At 53.5% G+C, this 24,068-nt stretch carries 32 protein-coding genes; 19 read left to right on the top strand and 13 right to left on the bottom strand.

Features of this window, described 5'->3' with window-relative positions:
* Nucleotides 1-36: 36 nt before the first annotated feature.
* Nucleotides 37-468, bottom strand: coding sequence for a hypothetical protein (locus ACODSR_RS12870; protein WP_489077068.1), 432 nt, complete (start codon nucleotides 466-468; stop codon nucleotides 37-39).
* A 500-nt stretch (nucleotides 469-968) separates the two neighbouring features.
* On the opposite strand from ACODSR_RS12870, the gene ACODSR_RS12865 reads away from it, so the two are divergent.
* Entirely contained in the window at nucleotides 969-1,139 is a 171-nt protein-coding gene (locus ACODSR_RS12865) for a hypothetical protein (protein ID WP_489077066.1), read from the top strand.
* A gap of 153 nt (nucleotides 1,140-1,292) precedes the next feature.
* Nucleotides 1,293-1,436, top strand: a complete 144-nt coding sequence (locus ACODSR_RS12860; protein ID WP_489077064.1) for a hypothetical protein — start codon at nucleotides 1,293-1,295, stop codon at nucleotides 1,434-1,436.
* Between the two features lie 82 nt (nucleotides 1,437-1,518).
* On the opposite strand, the gene ACODSR_RS12855 is transcribed toward ACODSR_RS12860, so the two are convergent.
* Together ACODSR_RS12855 and ACODSR_RS12850 are read right to left on the bottom strand one after the other, a co-directional pair.
* Nucleotides 1,519-1,809 (bottom strand): hypothetical protein, encoded by a 291-nt coding sequence (locus tag ACODSR_RS12855; protein WP_489077062.1) that lies wholly within the window; start codon nucleotides 1,807-1,809, stop codon nucleotides 1,519-1,521.
* 2 nt (nucleotides 1,810-1,811) lie between these two features.
* Nucleotides 1,812-2,342: an antirestriction protein ArdA gene (locus ACODSR_RS12850; RefSeq protein WP_489077060.1), complete on the bottom strand. Its 531-nt coding sequence runs from the start codon at nucleotides 2,340-2,342 to the stop codon at nucleotides 1,812-1,814.
* A gap of 438 nt (nucleotides 2,343-2,780) precedes the next feature.
* Here ACODSR_RS12850 and ACODSR_RS12845 point away from each other — a divergent pair, with 438 nt between their 5' ends.
* Both ACODSR_RS12845 and ACODSR_RS12840 read left to right on the top strand, forming a co-directional pair.
* Nucleotides 2,781-3,797, top strand: a complete 1,017-nt coding sequence (locus ACODSR_RS12845) for an AAA family ATPase (RefSeq protein WP_489077058.1) — start codon at nucleotides 2,781-2,783, stop codon at nucleotides 3,795-3,797.
* Between the two features lie 4 nt (nucleotides 3,798-3,801).
* A complete protein-coding gene (locus tag ACODSR_RS12840; protein ID WP_489077056.1) occupies nucleotides 3,802-6,279 on the top strand; it encodes a S8 family peptidase in 2,478 nt (825 codons plus the stop codon).
* A 163-nt stretch (nucleotides 6,280-6,442) separates the two neighbouring features.
* Here the strand turns inward: ACODSR_RS12840 and ACODSR_RS12835 are convergent, their stop codons facing one another.
* Complete coding sequence (locus ACODSR_RS12835; protein ID WP_489077054.1) at nucleotides 6,443-7,522, bottom strand: hypothetical protein; 1,080 nt, start codon at nucleotides 7,520-7,522, stop codon at nucleotides 6,443-6,445.
* Nucleotides 7,523-7,650: 128 nt separating this feature from the next.
* Here ACODSR_RS12835 and ACODSR_RS12830 point away from each other — a divergent pair, with 128 nt between their 5' ends.
* Together ACODSR_RS12830 and ACODSR_RS12825 are read left to right on the top strand one after the other, a co-directional pair.
* Nucleotides 7,651-8,169, top strand: a complete 519-nt coding sequence (locus ACODSR_RS12830; protein WP_489077052.1) for a hypothetical protein — start codon at nucleotides 7,651-7,653, stop codon at nucleotides 8,167-8,169.
* 147 nt (nucleotides 8,170-8,316) lie between these two features.
* The gene (locus ACODSR_RS12825; protein ID WP_489077050.1) at nucleotides 8,317-8,754 is read left to right on the top strand and encodes a recombinase family protein; all 438 of its coding nucleotides are present in this window, start codon (nucleotides 8,317-8,319) and stop codon (nucleotides 8,752-8,754) included.
* 18 nt (nucleotides 8,755-8,772) lie between these two features.
* Here the strand turns inward: ACODSR_RS12825 and ACODSR_RS12820 are convergent, their stop codons facing one another.
* Together ACODSR_RS12820 and ACODSR_RS12815 are read right to left on the bottom strand one after the other, a co-directional pair.
* Entirely contained in the window at nucleotides 8,773-9,021 is a 249-nt protein-coding gene (locus tag ACODSR_RS12820; RefSeq protein WP_489077048.1) for a hypothetical protein, read from the bottom strand.
* Nucleotides 9,022-9,100: 79 nt separating this feature from the next.
* Entirely contained in the window at nucleotides 9,101-9,571 is a 471-nt protein-coding gene (locus tag ACODSR_RS12815) for a Ros/MucR family transcriptional regulator (protein ID WP_489077046.1), read from the bottom strand.
* A gap of 148 nt (nucleotides 9,572-9,719) precedes the next feature.
* On the opposite strand from ACODSR_RS12815, the gene ACODSR_RS12810 reads away from it, so the two are divergent.
* Nucleotides 9,720-10,148, top strand: coding sequence for a hypothetical protein (locus tag ACODSR_RS12810; RefSeq protein ID WP_489077044.1), 429 nt, complete (start codon nucleotides 9,720-9,722; stop codon nucleotides 10,146-10,148).
* A 38-nt stretch (nucleotides 10,149-10,186) separates the two neighbouring features.
* Here ACODSR_RS12810 and ACODSR_RS12805 read toward each other — a convergent pair whose 3' ends face one another.
* Genes ACODSR_RS12805 through ACODSR_RS12795 form a run of 3 tightly spaced genes read right to left on the bottom strand, consistent with a single transcriptional unit; the run spans nucleotide 10,187 to nucleotide 10,959 of the window.
* Nucleotides 10,187-10,483 carry a hypothetical protein gene (locus ACODSR_RS12805; RefSeq protein WP_489077042.1) on the bottom strand — a complete coding sequence of 99 codons (297 nt, stop codon included), beginning with the start codon at nucleotides 10,481-10,483 and terminating at the stop codon, nucleotides 10,187-10,189.
* Nucleotides 10,443-10,721 (bottom strand): hypothetical protein, encoded by a 279-nt coding sequence (locus ACODSR_RS12800; RefSeq protein ID WP_489077040.1) that lies wholly within the window; start codon nucleotides 10,719-10,721, stop codon nucleotides 10,443-10,445. The genes ACODSR_RS12805 and ACODSR_RS12800 overlap by 41 nt, the downstream gene beginning before the upstream one ends.
* Before the next feature lie 46 nt (nucleotides 10,722-10,767).
* Nucleotides 10,768-10,959 (bottom strand): hypothetical protein, encoded by a 192-nt coding sequence (locus ACODSR_RS12795; RefSeq protein WP_489077223.1) that lies wholly within the window; start codon nucleotides 10,957-10,959, stop codon nucleotides 10,768-10,770.
* A gap of 191 nt (nucleotides 10,960-11,150) precedes the next feature.
* On the opposite strand from ACODSR_RS12795, the gene ACODSR_RS12790 reads away from it, so the two are divergent.
* A complete protein-coding gene (locus ACODSR_RS12790) occupies nucleotides 11,151-11,687 on the top strand; it encodes a hypothetical protein (protein ID WP_489077038.1) in 537 nt (178 codons plus the stop codon).
* A gap of 275 nt (nucleotides 11,688-11,962) precedes the next feature.
* The gene (locus tag ACODSR_RS12785; RefSeq protein ID WP_489077036.1) at nucleotides 11,963-12,352 is read left to right on the top strand and encodes a helix-turn-helix transcriptional regulator; all 390 of its coding nucleotides are present in this window, start codon (nucleotides 11,963-11,965) and stop codon (nucleotides 12,350-12,352) included.
* Here ACODSR_RS12785 and ACODSR_RS12780 read toward each other — a convergent pair.
* Nucleotides 12,341-12,943, bottom strand: a complete 603-nt coding sequence (locus ACODSR_RS12780) for a recombinase family protein (RefSeq protein WP_489077034.1) — start codon at nucleotides 12,941-12,943, stop codon at nucleotides 12,341-12,343. The two genes, ACODSR_RS12785 and ACODSR_RS12780, sit on opposite strands and share 12 nt — an antisense overlap.
* 248 nt (nucleotides 12,944-13,191) lie before the next feature.
* Here ACODSR_RS12780 and ACODSR_RS12775 point away from each other — a divergent pair, with 248 nt between their 5' ends.
* Nucleotides 13,192-13,851, top strand: a complete 660-nt coding sequence (locus ACODSR_RS12775; protein ID WP_489077032.1) for a hypothetical protein — start codon at nucleotides 13,192-13,194, stop codon at nucleotides 13,849-13,851.
* Between the two features lie 4 nt (nucleotides 13,852-13,855).
* On the opposite strand, the gene ACODSR_RS12770 is transcribed toward ACODSR_RS12775, so the two are convergent.
* Nucleotides 13,856-14,785: a hypothetical protein gene (locus ACODSR_RS12770; protein ID WP_489077030.1), complete on the bottom strand. Its 930-nt coding sequence runs from the start codon at nucleotides 14,783-14,785 to the stop codon at nucleotides 13,856-13,858.
* A gap of 237 nt (nucleotides 14,786-15,022) precedes the next feature.
* Between ACODSR_RS12770 and ACODSR_RS12765 the strand changes: the two genes are divergently transcribed.
* The 3 genes from ACODSR_RS12765 to ACODSR_RS12755 are packed head-to-tail and all read left to right on the top strand — an operon-like array spanning nucleotide 15,023 to nucleotide 16,396.
* A complete protein-coding gene (locus tag ACODSR_RS12765; protein ID WP_489077028.1) occupies nucleotides 15,023-15,313 on the top strand; it encodes a type II toxin-antitoxin system TacA family antitoxin in 291 nt (96 codons plus the stop codon).
* Nucleotides 15,310-15,801, top strand: coding sequence for a GNAT family N-acetyltransferase (locus ACODSR_RS12760; RefSeq protein WP_489077026.1), 492 nt, complete (start codon nucleotides 15,310-15,312; stop codon nucleotides 15,799-15,801). The genes ACODSR_RS12765 and ACODSR_RS12760 overlap by 4 nt, the downstream gene beginning before the upstream one ends.
* Before the next feature lie 4 nt (nucleotides 15,802-15,805).
* On the top strand, nucleotides 15,806-16,396 hold the full coding sequence (locus ACODSR_RS12755) for a hypothetical protein (RefSeq protein WP_489077024.1): 591 nt from the start codon (nucleotides 15,806-15,808) through the stop codon (nucleotides 16,394-16,396).
* A gap of 87 nt (nucleotides 16,397-16,483) precedes the next feature.
* Here ACODSR_RS12755 and ACODSR_RS12750 read toward each other — a convergent pair whose 3' ends face one another.
* Nucleotides 16,484-19,057, bottom strand: a complete 2,574-nt coding sequence (locus tag ACODSR_RS12750) for a tetratricopeptide repeat protein (RefSeq protein WP_489077022.1) — start codon at nucleotides 19,055-19,057, stop codon at nucleotides 16,484-16,486.
* Nucleotides 19,058-19,151: 94 nt separating this feature from the next.
* On the bottom strand, nucleotides 19,152-19,586 hold the full coding sequence (locus ACODSR_RS12745; RefSeq protein ID WP_489077020.1) for a hypothetical protein: 435 nt from the start codon (nucleotides 19,584-19,586) through the stop codon (nucleotides 19,152-19,154).
* Between the two features lie 231 nt (nucleotides 19,587-19,817).
* On the opposite strand from ACODSR_RS12745, the gene ACODSR_RS12740 reads away from it, so the two are divergent.
* From ACODSR_RS12740 to ACODSR_RS12715, 6 genes are all read left to right on the top strand, one after another.
* Nucleotides 19,818-20,210 carry a hypothetical protein gene (locus tag ACODSR_RS12740; RefSeq protein WP_489077018.1) on the top strand — a complete coding sequence of 131 codons (393 nt, stop codon included), beginning with the start codon at nucleotides 19,818-19,820 and terminating at the stop codon, nucleotides 20,208-20,210.
* 185 nt (nucleotides 20,211-20,395) lie between these two features.
* Nucleotides 20,396-20,653, top strand: a complete 258-nt coding sequence (locus tag ACODSR_RS12735; protein ID WP_489077016.1) for a hypothetical protein — start codon at nucleotides 20,396-20,398, stop codon at nucleotides 20,651-20,653.
* A 115-nt stretch (nucleotides 20,654-20,768) separates the two neighbouring features.
* On the top strand, nucleotides 20,769-21,557 hold the full coding sequence (locus ACODSR_RS12730; RefSeq protein ID WP_489077014.1) for a hypothetical protein: 789 nt from the start codon (nucleotides 20,769-20,771) through the stop codon (nucleotides 21,555-21,557).
* Nucleotide 21,558: 1 nt separating this feature from the next.
* Complete coding sequence (locus ACODSR_RS12725) at nucleotides 21,559-23,076, top strand: type IV secretory system conjugative DNA transfer family protein (RefSeq protein WP_489077012.1); 1,518 nt, start codon at nucleotides 21,559-21,561, stop codon at nucleotides 23,074-23,076.
* Nucleotides 23,073-23,420 carry a hypothetical protein gene (locus ACODSR_RS12720; protein WP_489077010.1) on the top strand — a complete coding sequence of 116 codons (348 nt, stop codon included), beginning with the start codon at nucleotides 23,073-23,075 and terminating at the stop codon, nucleotides 23,418-23,420. The genes ACODSR_RS12725 and ACODSR_RS12720 overlap by 4 nt, the downstream gene beginning before the upstream one ends.
* A gap of 256 nt (nucleotides 23,421-23,676) precedes the next feature.
* Nucleotides 23,677-23,976: a hypothetical protein gene (locus tag ACODSR_RS12715; protein ID WP_489077008.1), complete on the top strand. Its 300-nt coding sequence runs from the start codon at nucleotides 23,677-23,679 to the stop codon at nucleotides 23,974-23,976.
* Nucleotides 23,977-24,068 lie beyond the last annotated feature (92 nt).

Here is a 24,068-nt window from a genome sequence, read left to right as displayed (position 1 = left end):
ATAACTGTCTTGCGCATCGAGTTGACCGCGAGAGTATCAGCCATTCTCTTTACCAACACAGTACTTATTCACTACGCCGTCCGAAGGAATTAAATCTGTAATAAAAATAACCTCATGGCCAGTAGCAGGGTCTTTTACCCATGCCGTTTTAACGAAGCCAACCCCAGTATATCGCAGAGTTACAAAAACCATTTCTCGAACCGCAGACAAGGTTTTTGTTGCTTCTAATTTCGTTTCTTTCTTCTCCGCCATTCGCTGCGTGACCATCTCGGAGAACTTTGGTCCATTGATCATTCTGCCATACAAATTAATGGCCCATGTCACAGTTTTCCCATTGAAGGGGCTATCCGGCATGTTGATAATCGTCTCATAGCTGACGTTATCCGAATATATTGGCTTTAGGTTCACCTTGAAATCTCGCTCAGGCTTTAATTTAGCGGCGACAGCCAAAAGTTCGTTGCGTGTCACGCACGTTCCCACATGCCATCGCGATATCTGGGCACGTGCTACTGCAGGCGAAACCAATAGCAGCCAAGCCAATAACCAGCCGTTGGTTTTTATCCACATAAATGCTGTCCCTTTACCGAGTGATTTTATCCCAATTTTTATCAAAGCCTAGGCCTAACCCGGACGCTTGGCGTGCGAGTAGCAGATACACCCTGCGCTATGTGAGAATATAGTTCCGACGTGAGCTATCGATGAGTTTAGACATCGCGCGAAAAGCGATAAATCCGCTCACCCCCATCTCCCTGGTGCTTTGACAGTTTTCTTCCGTCTTTCTTATCACGTTCGGGACGCGTGTTGTGTTCGTTTTTTATCATCCGATGAATGTCGATGGGTGCAAGGCATCTGAACAGCCTTCTCCACGTTCGTTGCGCTTGGCAGACAATGCACCTCATTCATGCGGCCTGATTTTCCCTCTTCAACGCGGCCCATCCGGGGCGGCGCAAGACAAACAGGAGGAATCCATGTTCAAAATGACCAAAATCGATCTGGCCAAAAAATCAGACGCCCAGCTTTTCGCTCTCTTTCAAGAGGCAAGCCAAGCCTCGGTTCCAGCCACGGCGGACGCTGGGTCGGCGCACTCGCTTCTTGCGATGATTCGTGCCGAAATAGCTAAACGCGGCCCATCTCCCTAGCAATGATCCGAAGGGGCGCATCAGCGTCCCTTCTTTTCATTCACAATTTAGCTGCTTGATCCACGATCCGGCTTCCGCCCAACCTTGGATATAGGTGCTGTCAGATGAGGGCAGGCGGCTTGACGGTCTGTCGCCTCACCGATGGAGAATGATATGAGCGAATATGCAAAGACAGTTGCGCAGCGCGATGCCGAACAGGCTCGCCTTGCCCGCGACATGAGCAACGCGACGGCGCAAGAACGCGAAAAGTATAACGCGGCGTTCGCCGAAGCTCAGAAGAAAATGAACGGCGGATAAGCGTGTGAAAGGCGTCGCTGCATGTCAGCGACGCCTTTTCTATATCTGAAATTACGGAACCAATTCACACGTCATCCGGCGTTCAAAAGAACGAAAATTGCCGCGCGGCTTCTTCATGGCGTTTCCATTCCGGTGTTGCGGCTTCTTCGTCCAGCCAAGCCGTGACCTGAGCGACGACATCGCCGCCCAACCCTTCGATGGTGCCGGGTTGATGAAAATGCGAACGGTATCCCGTTTCAGTGATAGGAAGCGGGGCGCGTTCCGGCTTGATGCTTCGCACCTCCAGATGGGCAATCGTCTTCCATTGCAGCGGCGTGTAGATCACCTCAATCTCGATGCCGCGCCATGCCAATTGATAGCTTTGCTTTTCCATGGTCAGCACCCCGAAAATACATGGATTTGATCGTGGGCTGTCTCGATGGTGATAAGGTCGCCGTTCACTTCGGCATCCCGCGCCATCGCCTTCCAGTCGATGTAGAAGCGGAGGCTTTCGGGGATAGCTACGCATTCTTCGGTAATCTCCTGCACATAATCGGCTAGGTCAGAAAACGCGCCGTGGTAGCGTTCATTTATCGCCTCCCGCGCCTCTTCCAGTTCCCCGAAATGCGCGATCAATTCGGCTCCAAGTTTCCCATGTTCGGCGATGAAGGCGGCTTTCTCTGCAACACTGTCGATTCCAGCATATTCGGAGATGCGGACACCTTCGAATCCCTCATAGTCATGTATAGCCCATTCTTCGGCGTCCGGTATCGGCGACGCTTTGAGCATCGCGGCGATTTCGTCATAGATAGCCCATGCATCCTGATTGGCGTCGATCCATTCACCATGCAAATAGCCGTTGTTGTAGGCGGCAAGGCAAGCGACGTAGATTCTTGGTTCCGGTTTAGATGATAGCTGTTCTCCCATTTTCTGTCTCCCTTGGGTCTGAGTTTCTTGAGTCTCGGTCGGCTCTGAAACTCTGCCCTCCGGCGAGAGTGGGGGTGCAAACGGAGCGGGTGCCTTCGCGGGGAACCTGCTGGCAAGGAGCGGCACGCGGATGAAGCTGGGCGGAAGGCATTTCGGAGTGCGCCAGGGGCAACGCCCCAAGCCTTCATGCGTTAGCGGGCGCCACCGGATGGCCGAGACTACGGGCTCGGTAAGCGACAGCGCGTAGGACGCGGCCTGAAAGGAACGCCGCACCGAGAACTCAGCTAAACTGCCGTGCGAGCAGCACGCCATGGCCTTCCCGATCTAGGTTTCAAAAGAGCTTAAAACGATAAGCTAATGATTTTACACAGTTTAATTCGATCGGCAGATGCGCTTATGTGCAAAAAAGGTTCGCCAAATGGAGGGAGTCGTGTAAGATTGATCAAGAGGGATGCAGTGTCGAACGTAAAACAAATTCTCGCTATGTTAAGAAGCCGTGCCGAAGGTGACGAGGAAACTTTTTTCTCGATTGCGCTTCAGGTTGCTGCGTCTGAGGCTCGGCAGGGCCGCCGTCAAACGGCGGATGAGCTTCGGGCGGAGATTGATAAGGCTCGGTCGAAGGGTTCTCGGGGAGCTTCTATCCCAATTAAATTCTCGGCTCCACGAGGAGACGTCCAAGGGCTGATAGAGATGCGCGAACCGCGTTTCAAGCTTAAGGACGTCGTTCTAAATGAGCGCCAGATTTCAGGTATGAATGATCTAATCCGTCAGCAGCGGAAAAGAGATTGGCTGCGCGAGCATGGCAAAGTGCCAAATCGTCGGGTGCTGTTTGTTGGCCCGCCGGGGTCCGGGAAAACAATGTCGGCGGAGGCGTTGGCTGGTGAACTCCAATTACCTTTCTTCGTCATTCGTCTGGAAGCATTGATTACGCGATATATGGGTGAAACGGCTGCGAAGTTACGATTGGTGTTTGATGAAACCGCCAAGCATCGCGGTGTTTACCTGTTCGATGAGTTTGATGCAGTAGGCGCGCAGAGAACGGCGACAAACGACGTTGCAGAAATGAGACGTGTCTTGAACTCCTTCTTGCAATTTATGGAAGAGGGAAATTCAACCGATAGTGTCGTTCTTTGCTCAACGAACCACCCATCGCTTTTAGACCGGGCGTTGCTGAGAAGGTATGATCAGGTTGTAGAGTTCGATGCGCCATCGGCAGAGCAAATACAAAAGCTGATAACCACGAATGCCCAGCCGGCAAAACTCGCTAGAATTGCTTGGAAGAAAGTTCTTACGGCCTCCGAGGGACTCAGCCAAGCAGAAATCGTTCGTGCGGTGGATGACACAGTGAAGACAGCAATTCTTGACGAGAATCTAAGTATTTCTACAGAAGACCTTTTAAATCGTTTGCACGATAGGCATGTAATGAGGACTGCCTTTCTAGATAGCGATAGCTGAACTTATGCCGCTTCGTTTTACTCTGCCACACATCGATATTGCGCGCCTTGTAACTACACAGGAATATACCGGGACGGGGAGTGGCGGTGGCGGCAGTGGAGCCCGTGACCGTGTTGCGCACGGCAATCGCGTAAAAACAGAACTCACGGCGGCTCTGGCGTTATCGGATGTCCTACGTCCGCAAGATAACAGGCTTGATCCAGCCGAGGGATCGTACATCGAAGTGGATCTTAGATCGGGTACGAACGCCGACGCGCTCGATTTGAAAGGAGTTGGCATCCGGTCTGGCTCTGTTAAAGTTGACGATGAAAATGATCGGACCGTTACTCTTTTTGTTCCCGACGACGCGCGCCCTGTTTTGGAGCAAATAATTGAGGACTATCTAACTGGGCCACTCACTGAGCGGGCTCAGAATCCTCCTAATCAGGCCAAGGTAGAAGCGATTGAAGCGTTTCGAACGGTCACTCTAGCATCGTTCTGGACGGATGATCGCGCGGCGATGCCGGAAGGGCCGCAGGATCAAATTTGGTGGGCTTTGTGGTGCCATCCAGATGGCGAGGACAAGATCGAGGAGGTCTGCGCGCGGCTCGGTTTACGCATAGCGGCTCGCGAACGGCGGCAATATTTTCCTGAGATTGTAGTTATTCCCGTTTGGTCAACGCGGTCGGCGATTGAGCTTCTTTTATATTCAACTGGAGCAATCGCTGAACTTAGAAGGGCGAACGATTCTCCAAAGTTTTTTCTTGATGATGTTCATGGCGAGCAAGCGCCATGGGCAGCCGATTTGGCCGAAAGAATCACTTGGCCTCCGTCCGATGCGCCAGCTGTGTGTATATTCGATACGGGGGTCAATCGGGCTCATGCCCTTATTGAGCCAGCATTATCCAGCAATGACATGCACGCTATAAATGTGGATTGGGGCACTGCCGATCAGCCCCAAGGCCATGGAACGGCCATGGCCGGATTGGCGCTTCATGGCGATTTAACTGCGCCACTTAGCGATAGGTCTACGCCACGGCTTACGCACCGTCTGGAATCTGTCAAAATTATGCCACCTCATGGGTTTGCCACCCATGAGCCACATAATTATGGTCCAATAACTCAAAGCGCGATTTCTCTCCCAGAAATAAGCGCTCCAGACAGAGCCCGGATTTTTTGCATGGCGGTTACAAACGACCAAGTGTCGGGCGCAAGGCCGTCAGCGTGGAGTGCAGCGATAGATCAAGCGGCCATAGGCGCGATGCCGGGAGATGATGGCAACGCGCCCAAAAGGCTTATTGTCCTATCAGGCGGAAACACACCTTCACCGATAGAGTTTGCTCGTCTTCGACCGCAGGAAGAACATCCAATCGAGGACCCGGCGCAATCATGGAACGCATTGAGCGTTGGGGGCTACACGGATTTCGACGCTGTAGGAGAAAATGGGTATGAGGATTGGACACCGCTGGCCGACACGGGAGCATTAAGCCCTCATAGCTGCACAAGCGCGAGCTGGCCCAGGAACGCGCCTATTAAGCCTGAGATAGTCATGGAAGCTGGAAATCGTGGAGTGAGCCCAGCAAGACGTGACGTAATGACGTTTGGATCAATGTCCCTATGCTCTACCGGAGCAGATGTGGCTGTTGATCCTTTGGTTGCCTTTCAGGGTACAAGCGCGGCGGCGGCGCAGGCAGCGCGATTGGCAGCACGTTTGGCAGCGGACCATCCCGAGTTTTGGCCGGAAACTTTGCGCGGGCTAATGGTGCACAGTGCCGAATGGACGGAACACATGAAGACTGCCCTAGACGCGCGGCCAGGCAAAAAGGAGAGATGCGAACTCATCCGACATTTCGGATATGGAGTTCCCGACTACGAACGAGCAACTGCATCTGCGCAAAACCATCTCGCTCTGTTCTCTCAGGCAGATATTCAGCCATTCAGATTGCAGGGGAGTCGCAAATTTAACGAGTGTCATTATTACGATTTGCCTATACCCCGTAACATACTGGAAGAAATGGAGAATAAGACCGTCGAACTAAAAGTTACACTGTCTTATTTTATTGAGCCCAATCCCGGACGATCTGCGAACATCAATCCGTTCCGATATCAGTCCCACGGCTTAAGGTTTGACCTGAGGCGCAAGGCGGAAACTCTGGCCAAGTTTAAAGAGCGTGTAAACGCATCAGAGCGGGAAGACCCTCTCGTTGCTCCTGCAACGGCACCTGACGACAATCGATGGACCTTAGGACCTCAGAACATCAACGCAGGATCGCTGCATTCGGACACATGGATTGGCCCAGCGATCGAACTACTGGGGCGGGATACGCTTTGTATTAAGCCAGTAGGCGGCTGGTGCCGCGACCGATCAACACGGGAGCATTGCAATGCGAAGCGGCGCTATTCTCTTATTGTCACGGTAAAGGCGCATGACGCTACCATTGATTTGTATACACCTATCAAAAATATGGTCGATGTCACGATTGACATCGAAAACCAAAATTAGCGAACGACAGGTACAAATTTCGGTATAGTCCAACAGTACAAAACGGTCATTGATTTATATCCATGGCGTCTACTTAATAGAGTCGTTCGACCAATTTGCTCCTAAGCGCAAACCAGCTCGCCAGCGGCGGGCGGTACTGGTGTTTGAATTGGATTAGCCGCTGTTACCGCGGTGACACATTCAAATTTTGAAGCAAGATCGTATTGATGAGATTTTGTCCTGTGGCATTTGCTTGCGCCTGAGCTTCGGCATTCGCCGCTGCCATTGAAGCACTCCTCGCCTCATTCAAAGCCGCCTCCGCAGCAATCCGCTTTTGTTTAATGGCGCTAGCCCTGTCTTCGGCCCGTTCTACGTCAATACGCGCGCTTTCCAAGATAGACTTGTTGCGCTCTATGGTTTGCAAGGACTTAAAACCGGGTCCTGTCAATCTTGCTGCAAATTGACCCTGTAACTCCCGTTTCTCCTTTACAGTGGCCGTTGCGGCGCGCTCCTGCTCGATTAACGCCTCGATTGCGGCCTGCAATGCGATTAAAGCTTGTTCTGCAGCAAGATTGGGCTTGGGTTCTGGCTTAAAGACAAATGTCACGATAAGACTGTCAGTTGCGAGCGCCTTTCCATTGATCAGGCCATTTGCACCGCTAGGGCCCTTAAATCTGGTCAGGGTCCAAAGTGGACCGAGTGATCCGACACTCCGTGTCACAACGAACTGGATCTTGGACGCGAACGATGGAGGTGTCGGTTGGGTAGTCAGTTTCATTGCATCTTGAAATTTACCAATGCCAACACCATCGCGCACGATTTCATTCAAGCCCAAATCCCCGTCCAACCTGTAAAGTCGGTCACCATTCTGTTTGCACTCACGGCCAACGAGAGTGTTGCTGTCGAAGTTGAAGGTAGAGGTAAACGTTCTTTGCCTCGCGCCGCCGATCCCCAGGCCTTGACTGATCGTCAAATTAGTTTTGTCGCTCAACGGGTTAATAGCTGAAAGAGAAGGCGTCAGATTGATGTCATCATCGACTTGCAGTGTGAGAAACGAGGAGATAGCGTAATTTTTGCCTCCAAGATACTTAGAGGAAGCAAGGGAGAGTTCGCACGAAATCTCCCATACGATGTCATAAACCTTGGGGGCAAGAGCGATTGGATAATCCTCGGGAGGCGCTTTGTAGAGGTGCGGAACTCCAGCGCAGCTTGAAAGAGTAATAGCCGTTAATGGAATAGCCAAGCGCTGAATAAATCTCGACATGAAAAATCCCCCCGGATGTAATTCGCGAATCCATAAATGCTCTGCCGAATTTCAGATATCACATGAACTAGCTAATAGTAACCCGACGGCGATAGGCCCACCGTCTGCTCGCCAGTATCGTATGGGTCATGTTCTTCACGGATGCCTTTACTTCCGAAAAAATAGGCCCGGCCTTTGATCGGGCGACGGTCAAACTCCGGCGCGACGATGATCTGGCCGAGGCCGTCACCGCCACCAACGGGCTACATGATCCCGTTGAAATGGCAGAGGCGGCTTATCACTATGCCAACGCCATGCTCGCGGCCCCGCCGTTGGCGGAGCAGCGGCATCCAGTCCTCGTGGTTGCCATCCCAAAAGGGATTATGCACACCAATTGCCGCGCTGGAGGCGGCTGGGTTCCAAGGGGCAGGCACGCCCCTTCGGTCGTTTCAATGGGCGAAACCAATGTGCAGGGTCCAAGGGCGGCAAACGCCATGGTCCCGATGAAATCGTCATGGGGTCAAGGGGAGCCGGAACGCGCCAATTGTCGATGGGGTTTGGGGAGCGCCGAAGGTTCCCCGATGGCGTGGAACTGGCTCGATGCCAGTGATGCGCCGCAGGCCAGAGGGATGCAACGGGAGAGCGCAGCGTCTCCCTTGCCAAGATAGGCGTGGTACTACCACGCACATCTTGCGGTAAGCATAAGCGACGTTTCTTCCTTTGAAATCTTCGGCCTTGTAACGGCTGGACGATGACTCTTGCACAGGGATTCGGCGATATGTCATACTGTATCAGCCCAACAGTCAGGAGAACGGATGAGCGAAAAAATTATAGGCTATGCCCGCACCGCCACCAACGAACAGGATATCGATCCGCAGGTCCAGATGCTCAAAGCGGCGGGATGCTCGATAGTATATATGGATAAATCCGTTTCCGGCTCCGGCGTCCATCGTCCGGGACTCAAGGAAGCAAAAACCAATCTGAAATCAGGGGATACATTGAAGGTCGTCCGCGTGGATCGGATCACGCGCTCCTTTGCCGATCTTCACACATTTGTCACTGACCTCTCCCGCAATCACATTGAATTCGAAGCCATAGAGGAGCCCGATTCCGCCATGGTGATACGGTTGCGCGACGCCCTCAATTACGGCCCTGCCATTTCGGCACAAACGCCGTGGCTACAGAAGCTGGCGTACCGCGTTGGCAGTTTCCTCATTCGGGCTTCTGGTCGGGGCGCTGTCCCGAAGGGCTGATATCGTTTTTGGCAGCCCTCACTGACGTGCCAAATGATAAACCCTCTCCCTCATGCGATCTACCTCCGCAATGGCTGCCTGGTAGGCTTCATAGTCTTCGTCACATTCTCGCCGCTCTGACATTTCCGCCATGATCCGCGCCTGGATTGCCAAAACCGTTTGTTCTGCGCGGATAAGCTCTTCAACTACTGCGCGCCCCTCCGGTGAGCGGCGCGCGAGAATGTCGGACCAAGCTTCGCCGCTGCCTTCGTGGTCTTCTTCCGTCATAGGGCGTCCTTCCTGGCCGCTGCCCGGACGTGATCGTAACTGGAAAGGAGAAGGCGGCAAGATCGGCCGCTCCTGATTGTCAGCTTTCTGTCGTTTCCGTCTTTTTGACTCTCGGCTTGCGGACGGGCTTCGGAGGGACGACGGTCTCAGGTGCAGCCTTCGCCTTTCGACCAAGGCCGATCTTTTTGGCAAGGGCGCGGCGTTGTTCGGCATAGCTGGCCGCCACCATAGAGTAATCTTTCGGCAAGCCAAAGGCGTCGCGATAGGACTCAGGGGTATAGCCATTCAGAGCAAGATGCCTCTTGAGCATCTTGTATGGCTTGCCGTCGATCATGCTGACGATGTGGTCGGGTTTGATGGATGCGCGAATGGACACAGCGCCTTTCGGCTTTTCTTCAATCGCTTCGGCGGGCGCGTCCAATCCTTGCAACGCGGCAAAGACCTTCTCGATCAGGCCACCGACATCGCCAGTCGCTACGCTATTGTTGCTGACATGAGCCGATACGATGTCGGCGGTCAGGGTGATAAGAGTTTCGGTTTCAGCGACCACGATTTTCTCCGGTGATATAGCTCTCTATCGAATAGCGACATCGCAGCCAATAATCCAACCGTCAGAAGGTCGTTCGACACTTCCGCCCAAACCATCGGCGATCACGAATTATCATTAATGCCAAAGACTATGGTAGAATGGGTTAGCCGTGAAAAAGAGTGAAACAGACCGCGCAATCATACCGACTGTTGGCCATGCCAAAAGGCGGGCTTATGCGACTGCCGACGCGTATCTCGACAAACATATGCGCCGCGTTCTCGATGAGTATGCCGCTGGGTCGCAGCGCCCCTTGGACGAAACGGCTTGGCACATTGACTATCTGGTGGAAAAGCAAAAGCGCAGGCAGCTCAATATCGACAAGGCGGCTTTCCGCATGGTGATCAGCAAGCAGGTACGGATATCCCGTCCGAATGAGGCGCAGTCGCCGCCGCGCTACGTTCAGGCAGCGCCGCAAAAATCAGAAGTTATCCGGGAGCGTTTCAATCGGTTGGAGCGGGCCGTTCGGAGCCTGATCATCGAACGGCGGAATGCGCACGGTCGAACGGGCGCGTCACGAGATTTCGGACTGGGAGAATAGGCGGACGCCGGGCGGAATTTCACCCGGCGCGGCTTGCGTTAAAACAGCGAGTATTGGCGGACTGCTGCCTCTGTTTCGGACCAGCCTTTCTTCGTCGTAGACCGATCGAGCCACGTGCGGACATAAGCTGCTGGCCCCCCGGCCTTGGCGACAGCTTCTTTGGAAAAGAAGTGGGACAGGTAGCCCGTCCCGGTGATTGGGAGTGGGGCACGCTTTGGTTCCAACGTTTCTATCTGGATATGATCGACCCACCGCTGCGGCTCGTATGTCACCGCGATCACGACGCCATGCCATTCAACGATGCCCGACGTGATCGTGCGGAAAGTAGTGGTCATGACTGACCCCCGTTCTCGCGTTCAGTGATTTCGCGCATGGCGATACGTCCGTTTGTTGGCACAGCATCGCTTCATCGAAAATGTGTGACCAGCCGGGGTAGAGGTTGTTGATCCATCTGCGGATGACGAGCAGCTCGCTGGCGGCCTGCTGACGAAGTGCAAAGAGGCGTCCGATATGCTGCCCGGTGAATTCAATTTCCTGTGCGACATAGGAATGATAGAGAGAAGCCACCGTCATCGAACTTTTTAGAAGACGCTGATCTTCTATGTGCCGCTCAATCTGGTCACGGTATTACGCGCCAATGCGGCGAGTAGAGCAGCGGCATATGGGCTATGAAGGAGCGGTCTTGGATGCGGCGGTCTTTCATCATCTGCCGCGCCTCTATAATTTGCGCAGCCGTCATCTTGGGTTTTCTACTCAGGCGGACGCCGCGCTTTCGTGCGGCTTCAAGTCCGGCGCGGGTCCGCTGTGAAATAATCCGCCGCTCGATATAGGCGACTAGGGCAAGGATGGTGCTTTAAAGTTATCCGGCTCCGGTGCCAGTCTCAAAATTCTCGGTCACGCTGATAAGACTTGCGCCTCCTTGGTGAAAATCGGCGATGATCATCGTGGCTTGGCAAATCGATGCTTTTCGGTATCCTGCGCGCTCTTTAGCCAGGAAAGCCGATGACACTAGAGTGCGTGCAAATAAGGGATTTCCAATCTCTTGCGCAGATTTCGGTCGCCCTTAATGCTGCCTTTTTTTCCCTGTCCGCGCTCCGGGTTGCCGTGTTTGCGAGGGAAGAGAAAGCAACATCCGAAACCATGCATGCAGCTCTCAGGCTGGCCACGCGCCCGAATCCAGTAATCAAGAACGAAGCGGCGATTGGAGGCCCATCATTCAGCGACCAAGCAATAACTATAAAGGGAAAGCTCGATTCTTTAAGAAACATCACAGAATATGTCGATGAAATTACCAAGTATCTTTGCTTGGCCGGGTTTTCTCTATCTTTTGCGTTGCTTTTATTAACAAGCTTTGATGGAAATAGACCAACGTCGTTAACTTTTCTGGCATTTTTGTTTGTATCTCTCTCTGGATTTGTGGCAGCGTTGATTTATAACTCTTTTATGAGTCCGCTAATTGCACAAAGAGTTACTAAGGAACGAAGAAGACTGGAAGCAGAAATATTGGAAACTGCATCCGGAATGGGGGACTGGAATTGAGTTATCTGGATTTATCTAATTGCAGTTTGGATACTACTGCATGCCCTGAATGTAGCTTATCTAGAGATAAGTTTTTGAGTGCGATCGCTAGCGCCGATTCCGCACTTTCGTCAATTTTCATGTTATTCGATTTCGATATCTTTCCATATTACAAACGGGATGGTTCTCGGGCAGACGGTTATTTCATCGCCATACTTGATTGCAGTAAAAGCATTTTGTTCAAATGGCAGGACAATATTAAAAGTAATTTTACCATTAATTGCTAGGGAGAATTCATGAGCCGCGAAATGTTAGAAAAGATGCTTGGAAACGATGCGCTGAATTTTTTTGATTCAGCGATCGACAGTGAGGCATCAACAAAAACTGGTGACGTCGCATTCGTGCCGGTTCATCCCGGCATAGTGATCCGTGACAATTTGATGCCAAACATGAATATTGATCGGGATTTCGTTTCTAATAAAAGTCGAATATCTCCAGATGATTTGAATGCATTGCTTACCGGGAATATGGATGTTTCGAGAGTTGTGAGCAAAAAGTTGTCTCACGTATTCGGAGCAAAAGCAGCTCATGTTTTGGTGAACATGCAGAAACTGTATGATCATTATTCGGCTACAGGAGAACTCCCGCGCGCCGCTGCAAGAAGTGAATGGGCTTTAACAGCCTAGGTTTGAAGCCAAATGTGCTGCTTTTTCCATCCTATTAATGTGCCGAAATAAAGTTGCCCGTCCGACGCCATATTGCGCGGCAACGGCTTCGGCCTTGAAACGGCAATCTTTCATCATTTGCCGCGCCTCAATAATTTGCGCCGCCGTCATCTTGGGTCTGCCGCCAAGACGGACGCCGCGTTGGCGGGCGGCTTCGAGTCCGGCGCGGGTGCGTTGGGATATCATGCGCCGTTCGATATGGGCGAAGAGGGCGAGGATGGTGCTGTAAAGCTCTCCGGCCTCGGTCCCGGTATCGAAATTCTCGGTAAGGCTGATGAGGCTTGCGCCCCGGTCGCGGAGTTCGGCCATGATCGACATGACATGGGGGATCGACCTGCCAAGGCGGTCCAGTTTCCAGACTATCAGCTTTTCGCCCTGGCCGATTGAGGCCAAGGCAAGGTCCAGACCTTCGCGGGAGACGGCAACGCCTGTGATACGATCCTCAAAGATCGGATCGCAACCCGCAGCCTGTAAGGCATTGATCTGTAAATCACTATTCTGGTCTGCGGTGCTGACGCGGGCATAGCCGATCAGCCGGGTTTTCGTTTCCATGTCCTGTGTCCGGCTGGAGTCTCATGAACCATCCTCAGTGAGACTGCCCGTTTCGAGGCAAAGCCCAGATCACCAAGGACGGCAAAACCGCCGCTTCCTTGGATAAATATTTAACACAAGCCGTATCGGAATTGAAGAAAAAAGAGTATCGGCAACGATGGTTCACGAGACTGTATAAAGTACAGAAGCTCGCCGATTTTGAATGATTTGCTGCCTGACAAGGTAGCGTCTTTCAGATTGGGCATAAAATGAACAGTAACAGCATTCTCAAATCGGCCTTTATGGCTTCATTGCTTGCGACGGCTTGCGTATCTACGTCGGCGCAGGCGCTTGAAGCAAAGCAATGTCTTCCGATGGCAGAGATGAACGCGGCGTTGAAAGCCGAAGGTCAGCGCACGATGATCATCGGTGATCGTGAAGCTCGACCGACCAGCCCGACAGGCAGGATTTCCGATACGGTATTTCCGCGTTGGATGAATACGGTCACGTCAAATGCGGACGGTTCGCTAGGCTATCAGCTTGAAGGCGATAAGCCACGCGCAGAGACATCCACAAAGGTGTGCGTGGCATCCAAACTTACGAACGTCCACATTTTTGACGCGCGCAAGCCGGGGCTTCCTAAAGAAGCGCTGCTGGGTGGCGATTTCGATTTAGCTATTCGCAACAGTGAAAAGCATGGCACTCGTCCGATGGTTGTGGCTGACACGGTACACCGCGACGCCACCGGGTCTGAGAGACTTGGCCTGCCGATCGTTCTGCTGGGCAATATGGAAGTGAAGGGCGGATATCTCGTGACGCGCCTAGCGGACGGTCGCCCACTCGACATGATGCAGATGGCCGACACAGAATATACCGCAGCGGGTTTGGCCCGTCTCAATCCACAAGTGGCGATGGTTTCTCCGAAATAAGACGCTAAACGTCGAAGCCGCCGCCCGGCGAAGTGGGCGTGGGTGGCGTTAATGCCGCGACCTGCTTTGGAGCATCAAGCGGCACCTTGGCTTGCATCGCTGCGCGATGATGCTCACCTAAATCTGGAGCGGATGGAAAAGCTGGCTCATCCAAGCCCGAAGCATATATGGCTGGCTTTGTTGAAAGGGGCGCAGCCGATGTGGCGGAAGTCTGTGACAAAATATCCGCTCTGGCTTGGGTCGATACATCCGTTTCTAGGTTTGCAACCGTGGCGTTCCGCTCAACTTTCTGACCGTTGATCTCGAAATGCTGTTTCCCCGCTCTAGCTGTGTAGTCTTCGACCTGTTTGCTGAGGTCGGGATCGCCTTTCAACCGCGCGTCCGCCGCACGCTGTTCATCATTCCATTGGTTTTCCGGGATTTTTTGCATCTCGGCTCGCAAAGCCACTAAGTCGGTCAGTTCCTTCGCTTGCGCGTCAGTTTTACCGTCCTTCTTCATTTGAGCGAGGAGCCATTTGCGAAGAGGGGTGTCGCCTTTCAACTGGTCGGCAAATTCACCCCATTCTTCCCCGGTCATTTCGATCCCGGCATATTTATGTCTGGCTTGCGCCCATTCTTCGCGCTGCCGCTCTTCCTCACGGATATGTTCAAGGGTTTCGGATATCTGCTCGAACATTTCGGCAGATTCTTCCTTTTCCTTTTGCGCTATCTCCTCGCGGGTAAGCTGGCTCAACGATCCCGCGCCGTTGCCAATCGTCCATTCCGATGTGCCAGGAAGGCGTTGCGCGAAGTTCGCCTTCGATTGGGCGGCATCTTTCAACCAAGAAGGACCGCTTATCGGCGCATCCTGATAGAACAGGATTTGCTCGGCCTGCGCCATATCGGGCTGCATCGGCTTATCATTATTATCTTTGTCTTCAATATCGTCGCTCATTGGTCAGATAATAAAGCATCATTATTAATGACAGTTATGTAAATGATAAAATGCAGATAAAATTAAATTCAATTTTTATCTACCTTTACTGAGCCCTGATTTGTATATTGCACTGTCGCGCCGGAGCCACGTCCCCCCGGATGTAACTCCGGCGTGGCAACCCTCCTTCACCAGTGGTCCATTTTTAGATACACATCGTGTATCTTTTTGTGATATGATCATGGAAAGGAAATGACCATGCCAGCACCGCAAACCGCCGATACCCATGTTAAAGCCGTCAATCTCAAGATGCGGGAGGATACCCGCGCCCTGATTGATCGCGCAGCCCAGATGCAGGGGCGCTCCCGAACGGACTTCATGATCGAGGCTTCGCGCCGTGCGGCGGAGGATGCCATTCTTGATCAGACGGTGATTTCCGTCGATGCCGAAACCTATGAGCGTTTCGTCGCAATGCTCGATGCGCCGCCGCAGTCGAATGACAGGCTGCGCAAAACCATGCAGACCAAGGCACCCTGGGAGCCGCAGTGATTTTATCCGCACCTGCGCCGCTTGCCGACCATCACAATCTTGACGGTTTCGATTCAGGGGTAGCGTCGCTCGATGAATGGTTGCGTCGCCGCGCCCGCGCCAATCAGGCCGCAGGCGCAAGCCGCACGTTCGTTATCTGCGAAGGCGATAACGTAGCTGGCTATTACGCGCTTTCGTCGGGTTCGATCAGCACGAACGAGGCCAGTGGCACGATGCGGCGGAACATGCCCGATCCAATTCCCGTGGTTGTATTAGGTCGGCTTGCCATCGGCAAAGGCTACCACGGCAAGGGAATAGGCCGCGCCATGGTGCGCGATGCCGCCAAGCGGGTAATCACCGCAGGCGATGAAATCGGCATACGCGGGATCGTCGTCCATGCGATAAGCGAGGAAGCCAAAGCGTTTTATTTGGCGCTCGGATTCCTGCAATCGCCTACCAGCGATATGACGCTTATGATCTCGATAGCGGAATTACGAGCCGCACTGTGATTGCATGAAGCCAAGCGTCCACGGCACGACTGTTCCCATCACAAAAGCCATGCGGCAAAATCTCCGCGCGGAAATTAAACGCACTGGCATCACTGCCATGATGCTTCTCAAAGACGCGCCTGATTTACCGGACGGGTTGACCGTCGCTGCTGTGAACCGCTGGATTAGCGGGCTGCTCGGCTCAGCACCGGGGCGGCATATAGATTACGTAGTCGAAAGGTGGGCAAGGCTTCCAGATAATGCCGAGCGCGTGTCGTCCAATGGCGCTCCGCTACCTAAACGTGGCAAGCGTTTTGCGGACGGCGTAAAACGTATCGAGGTCACGGCAGAAATGTCGAAGTTGCTACGGTCGGAACTTGCCCGGACGGGCATCGATCATGCCACCCTGCTCAATGGCATAAGCCACGTTCCTGAAGGTCTGAACGCCCGTATCATCGCGGGTTGGCTATATCGACAGGCTGCCACGACCAACGAAGTTTACTGGGAGTTTGTGAAGGCGTGGCTCGGGGCCGCGCCGGATTTATCTACTCCTCTGCCAGCGCCCATACGCAAGCCGGGTAAGGTACAGCGTATTCCGCCCCGCAACTCAATCTGACGAATGCGACGGCGGCTTAACCGCACCTTCGCCCAGCAATGAATGATGTCTTTGTGCAGTCCTGTCTAAAATGCCGGAACACGCTGATCATAAAGGATTGACCCAGTCCGGCGGTGGTCGAAAGTTGGGATTGTTCAGCGCTTTTGCGTACCAATGTTTCGAAAATTTTGAATTCTGCTCTACGCCGTAACCTTCTTCGTAGCAGAGACCGAGATTGAACATGCCCGTAGCGTCCTCAACATCGGCAGATTTGCGATACCAGTGAGCGGCCATGGAAGGATTCTCAACAATCCCGAGACCTTCTGCATAGCAATTGCCAAGCGCCGTATAAGCCTTATAGTTTCCCTGTATTGCGGCGCGCTCAATCAGCTCAAAAGCCTTTTTGCCATCTTGTTTTAGCCCGAGATGTCCGTGGATATAGGCGTTAGCTAGTCGAAGCATTGAGCCGCTATCGCCTATGGCTTCGCCCCGCCTGTACCACGCTACGGCCTGCTCGAAATCCTTCTCCAAGTCATCGTTTCCATACTCATAGCTTTGCGCAATGCGATAGGCGGCAACCATGTGCTGGCGCTCATCATCGACCGGAGCGTCAAATGCCGACTTGTACCAATGAAGTGCAGTATTGCTGTCTTTGGGAAGGGCATTGCCATACCAATAGCGGTCGCCCGTCTGTATCATCGCCTCAACATTGCCTGCCTCAGCAGCCCGCAGGCACCATGCTGCAGCGAACTCAAGCTCTTCTCGAGACGAAATTTCTTCGTCAAAGTAATAACTCAGAGAGAGCATGTTGTGAGCGTCGCCCAAATGTGCAGCTCGGACAGTCAGCTCGAATGCGCTCTGCTCATCTCTCTGAATTTCATGACCATAACGCGAAATGAAACCAAGCGTATTTATGCTTTCTAATTCATCTCGATCGCACCGCCTCTTCAAAATGGTAAAAATGTGATCGGGGAGTGGTCGCTTGGCAAAATAAAGCGCCATGCAAATTCTTCTTAGCCAAGGGGCAAAGACATCTTCCCTAAGCGTTTCATTATAGCGCAACAACAGCGACACGATGGCAGGATGGTTCGGAAAATCCTCCAAGGCTCGAAGTAAAAACTGAATGGCTGCATCAGGCCGGATTTGAAAAGCGGCGTCGATCACACGTTCGGTCGTGTGACCATTTTCGATGGCGGTGAGCACGAACCATTCACCCAGGATGTCCGGCTCTAACGCAGGTATGTGGTGGCCAACGCCGATCGGGCCTCCATCGACAGGACCGCCAACGAGGGCAATGGCCTGCCTGCGGACGAGCCCGTTTTTTTCAATACCCGTGGCGGCGGGCAGCGTCTTGCAATCGAAGCCCTGTGTCATGGTGGAAAGCACCGCAAGCTGCACTGCCGGATGATCGTCGCTCAAGCTGGGGCGTGGCCCTAGTGGCGCGTTCCATCGCTTGCGTAGATGCTGGCTAAAGACATACTGAAGCAATTCCGGCTTTTCCCATTCCGGAACGAAAGCCTCCTCGGTAATCGCCTGTGCGACGAAATAAGCGTAGAGAGGGGAACCTGTCTGATCAATCCGGCTTAATATGTCTTGGATGCCGATATCAGATTGAAGCCAATCGATACCAACAGGCGCGAGTTCACGAACAATGCTTGCCAAGTTTTCAATAGGTAGGCTTTGCAGTTCGACGATGCCAGTCTCGAACCGGAATGCCGGAGACGACAGGTCATTGCGTATGCGCTGATTGTCGCCTCTTTCGTGGAGTGCGGCAAACCATTCCGCTATTCCTTCACGCGCCGCGCCCCGGTTCCATTGCTGACGTTCCAGAAGCAATACGCAAACAGGAACGTCGAATTGATCGTATCGGTTCGCGAGTTGATCCATCGCATGACCGATTTCGGCTTCGCGTCCGATCACATAGTCGAAAATAATTAGCTGTGGTTTCGACGGCTGCCAGCGTCGCCAAACGTCCGACCGAAAGGCACCTTTGACACCCTGAAACTCGTCGAGATCGTCTTTCGATAGAAATCCGGCATTCCAGCGCTCACCGACATGCGCGATGAGATCGTAGGCCATGCGACTTTTGCCCTGACCGCCGCCCCCCGCCAGTTGCACCCAGCGGAAGCCCGGCCCTTGAGCTACGAAACTATGTAGCGTCGCAAGTTCAACTTCGCGACCAATAATCTGCGGGATGAGCCGGTTCGAAAAATGAGTCGGGTGAGCATGAATACCAGGTCCTAACAAACGCAGGGGATTATGCTCTTCGACCGAACTGCCGCTTGAGTATATCAAATCCTCAGCCGATGCGGGCAGCACTAGATCTGCTTTCCGCTGGCCTCTCTGCGCTCCCCGAACCAAGCCCTCGTAAAGGGCGAATGTCGGACGGTCGTAAATCCAGAGCCATTTTAACAGCAGCGCCCGAAATGCGGGCTGATTTCCTCGCCTAGCTTCGGTCAGCCAGTCACTGATAATCTCGGCGCGGTGGATAGTCGCTTTTGATGGAAGCGGGACAAGCGAACCGGCAAAGTCTTCGCCTTTGAGCTGTTCGAGAAACTGATCGAACCGCGTGCCACCAATGCCATGAAATTTTGAGCGAAAATAATCGACAATTTCTTGGAATGGCTTTTCCTTTGCCCCTTTCAGCGATGCCGCCAACGCAGCAAAGTCCGGCTCACTCAACGACTATACCCCTGTTCGCTATGCTTATAGCGAAGGGTTTGGTTTCTAGGGACTCAAATTTGAGAGGCCATGGCGCTGCCTGCCTGGTTGCGGATTAGGGACTGCGCTCCGTAGGGCCACCACCAGGAACCCCGTTGCGATAGTGAAGTTTGATTATGTTCTTCCCCTCCCAGTCTTCGATCAGAAGGGCAGGGTTCTCGCTATTATGAAGCTTGCCGTTTTGGCAGTCGCCTTCAAATCGCAGTTGAAAGCCGGGAACGCTCGCCATGAACGCCTGTAATAAGTCGCGATGGACTAAGCCGTCTTTCATCCAGAACCACGCGCTCGGGTTCGGGTCATGACCACCGTTCGGATAGCAGCCCGGTTCATAATAGAGGATGGCAGGTCCACCTTCACGGTGGATGACTCCGTCAGAAGCCCGCGTCCATTGCTCGCGCAGCATCGTTTGGCCTCTGAAATACGGGGTGAGCAGATCGAAGTGCATGTCTTCGATCACTACTTCTTTAAAATCTACGCAATAGCGCTCCATACGTGCGACGCACCGTTCTTCGGTGTCTCCTATCTGACTGTATTACACGAATAGTACAGTCGATGTCAAATTTACAGAATAGCTGTGCCGGAGCGTTGCTCCGGGCGATTTCCGGACGTCCTCCGGAGGCTCTCCACCCCAGACGATCTAGCTCAGGGGCATACGTAAGCACTGATTCAGGGTCCGGTAGCTCCGGACGCGGCCGCTCCCTATTTTCCGTTGGAGAGCGTTATGAATACCGTCATTACGACACTGCCGCGCGAGCGGCTCCTGAGCCTCGATTTCATCGAAAGTCTTGCGATCCGAATCCTCGCACTAAATCTGTCTCGCCTAAAATCGACTGATTGGCTTGCAGCCAAAATATACGGGTTCGATGGCACGATCTACGGTTGGGACGGGAGGCGACTCTATATTGATGCCGATATTATAGATCGGTCGTATGGGCAGGACGAGGCCTGCACATGGAATAGCGAGGTGAAAGTTTTCGCCAGCCGTCCACCGCAGCGCTGCGCTCCGTTTTCCAGTGACGTGAGGCGGCCTCGTTCCGGCGGGGCCGTCCCCCCTTCGATCCTATTCAATCATGGTGCCGCGCGAGCGATGCCGAACGATGGAGCATTCTCATGACCTGTCCCGTATGCCTTTATGGTCGCATTCCATGCAACTGTTCGGCTGACAATGATAACGAACCTTTCGATTCAGGCTTCATCCGCTGCCCCTCGGAAGAGACGATCTCGAAGCCGTCATGCGTCAACCGTTTAGCTATCGCGTATCGAGCAAAGGGCTTGTCCCGGTATAAGATTCTGGATTTCATGAACGATCAGTTCATGACCTATAGGGGCATTGTCGTCACTGATGAACGACAGCGGATCAATCCCCTCAACATCGACGTGGATCACGTTTTTCGGACGGAAGATGACCCGTCCTTGAGGTGGCTGAGCCGTTTCATGATGTTCGGCGTGACGCCGCCTGTCCAGCAAGCGCAACTACAGACACGGGCAAGGCTGATGCTCCTGTGGCTGGCGTTGGCGATGAAGCATCCCGGACAGGCCGCACTCATCATCTGCTGATCTTATGGAGCCGCCTCAAGTTAGGCGGCTCCAACTTCCGCCCACATTGCGCCGTGCAATCGCGATGCTGGATGACGCGCCATAGCGCAGTTCATCTTTTCCGAAGGAATGTATCATGACCCAATATGCTATCGATTATAGCAGGGACCAACCTGCTCAAACTGTATCGTCGTCGCCACCCGCTAACGACAATGAACATCGCCAAGACGGATACGAGTATCGGCCATCTCGCGGTTTCCGCATTCCCAATATCCTCAAAACAGCGGTCGTGTTCATGTCGGGCGCGACGCTGCTTTTCGGGCTGGAGATGTACGCGCCACCAGGGTTTCGTCCGTCCACTTTTATGGGTAGGTACGATGCTCGGATTGCAGCGGCGGTAAAAGCTGCTGAATTACAACAACAAAGTAGATTTGACGCATGGGCGGTCCAGTTGAAACTGGCCTCTGATCAAAAGGCCGAGCAATATAAGGCTGTGGTTCAGGGCGTCCTGACGAACTACACAGCAACCTACGATCAGGCAAAAATCTATGCGGAAGCCACGACACAGATGCAGGGGCGTCTTGCCGCGTCTCTCATCGCGCAGAAGCAGGGCGAGCATGGGGTCGATATCGGCCTCATCAACCTCGCTCGGCTCTGGGGTCAAGTCGGAAGCGCGGTAGACGAAAATTCATCGCAGATGGCCCGCGAATATGCCGACAATCGCAGCGCGGAACTGACCGCCGAGCTGATCAGGGCCGCTCAAATTGGCGCTCATGCCGATATCACGGGCTGGAACGTCAACATCGCCAGCCCGCAGGATGTCGCAGCGACGCTGGCGACGATCAAGCCGCTGGATATCCCGCCGCCGCCAAGCCTGGGCGAACGCACCGTCACTATCGGCGGCACGCTGGAAGCGCGTCGCTGATATGCGCGGCGGTAACTTCTACAAGGGGATGGAGGGTTTCATGGCTCTCCATCGCCAAACTCTTGAAGCAGATTATGCCGAACAGGCTCGTCGCCGCGCTTATGAAACCGAAAGGCGGATGCACGAAGCCAAAGCATCGACCAGATATGGCGGCGGGCGTTTGGCGCAATTGCGGGATGTCGAGCGGGCAGGACTGCTCGATCCCAACGGACTTTTCCTAAGCGGCCTTGATGGCCGCTTAATTTTTTACAACGGCGATGCGCCGATGCTGTCCTACCTAATGACGGGTGGCGGCAAAGGGCGCGATCTCATCCTGCCCAATTGCGCCCATGTCCAAGGGCGAAGCCTTGTGATTCTCGACACCAAGGACGGCGAGAATGCCTGGGCCTCGGCGCAGTTTCGTAGCACGCTCGGCGCGGGCTGCATCTTTCTCAATCCATTCAACCTGCACGGCTTTCCCAACACGCGCATCAATCCGTTTCAGCTCCTTGTCGATATCGTCAAGCGGGGAGAGCGGATCGACACGGAGGCCGAGGAGATGGCGCAAATCCTCCTGCCTGCGCCCGTAAAACCCGGCGGCGATGCCTGGGTCCGAAAAGGGGCGCTGCGGTACATCGCCCTTCGACTGGAATATCTGGCGCATTTCGAGCCTGAGCGTTGCACGCTTGGCAACCTTTGGCGCTTCGTAAACTCCAGTGTCGATGACACGGAGTTGGCATTCGCAATGATGAAGACGTGCGGCATCGAGTCGATTGCACGAAAGGCTGAAGGCTTACAAAACACGGCGCAAAAAGCGCCTAAGCAGATGGAGGCTTACAAAGCCGACGCGGTAGATGCGCTCAACACATTCGAGCCGGGCAAGACTTTTGAAAAGGCGACGGCGGCGCATGATTTCGACTTCACCAAACTGAAGCAGAAACCCCACACGGTCTACGTGATGGTACCTGCCGTGAAACTCGGTGTGGCCGCGCCGTGGATCAGCCTCGTCGTCAACTATGCCATCGAAACGATTGCCCGGCACAACGGCGCGGTTAGCACGACGTTTCTGCTTGATGAGTTTCCCCAACTTCCGCCCGCACCGTCTATTCGTCGTGCGTTACAGGTCTATCGCGCAAAAGGGGTCCAGCTCTGGATTTTTTCTCAGGGCAGATTCTCGATGGCCGACAGATGGTCTGAAAGCGCCATCAAGGAATTTGAGGATCAGGCGGCGGTAATGACGATGAAATATGTTCGTGAACCAAGCCTCATCCGCGATCTCGAACTCTGGTCAGGCAGTGCCACCATATTGATGCCGGGCGTCAGTCACAGCGGCGGCGTAGTCGAGAGCGCGAGCGCCAACCTTGGCGAAACGCGCCGCTCGGTACTGCAAAATGACGATATCGTCGGCAGAGAGGATTTGTTCATCCGTCTCGCCACGATGCCGCACATCATCAAGGCGCAGAGCATTCCCTATTATGAAGTCGCCCCGTGGAACGAACGTATCCGCGACGTTCGCGATCTGCACAGAGGTGCGCAATGAGCGCCACGCCAAATCTCGGCGGGCATTTCGCGCCCGCCGCGAACCAGCCCGCATCGAACGCATCGACGGTCGAGAGCAAAGCGGATCGCGTGAGGGGCAATGCAGAGGCGCATTACGAACGCAATGCAAAGCAATGGGTCTCGTCGCGCTACACGGAACTTCTGCTGAAAGAACAGCCGCAGCCCTCCTTCCGCCCTGATGGCGCGGTGGATGACAGGAAAGCCCATCTCTTCCGCGCCGCTACGCATCTGGTGGAACGAAAACAATATTTGCGCCTCATGCGAATTGAGAAGGCAGCGCAGCGAATGTCGGGTCTCGACATTGACGATGGCATCGGAAGATAATCGGGCAAACGCAAATTTGTTGCGATCTTGCAACGATTTATGCCACAATATTTATAGGGGGTAAGCTCCTACATTGTCGCACGCGATGATGTGCGGAACTGTCCATGAGACTGAATGTGCGTAGCTGATTTGAATTGCTGGTAACGAGGAATGGCGCGAAGCCCAACAGCTTCCGCCCAGGCGAAAGAAACAAACGCTCTAAACATACTCTCGATAGCTTTTGCTGATGCCGTGAATGGCGGCAGGGATGAGATGTATGAGTAATTTACCGCCTGACGAATTAGCTGAAATTCGCAGGATTTTATTTGGTATGAATTTTTCTGTCGAAAAGCAGGATGAGTTCATTCGAATTATCGACAATTTCGCGACGGCCTCCGCCGATAAGTCTCATGGTATCAGTTCTATTCAGATTTCTCTTGCCGCAACCGCAAACTATTCTTTTGACGGTGTTGACGCATATGCTAAAGTGCGCAGGTCTCGCATAGTCGAGCGGAGAGCCCTTCGTGACGAAGGTACGATCAACAATCCAAGTCTCAAAGAGCCGGGTGCGCCATGACCAGAAAGACCAATCACAAGGCCGTCATTTACTGTCGTCTGTGGATGGCTCCCGCGTTGCAAGCATAAAGTGATGATCTGACGTTCCGTCGG

This window comes from Sphingobium sp. FG125 (assembly GCF_057809795.1).
This window is presented reverse-complemented; position numbering and strand designations above follow the sequence as displayed.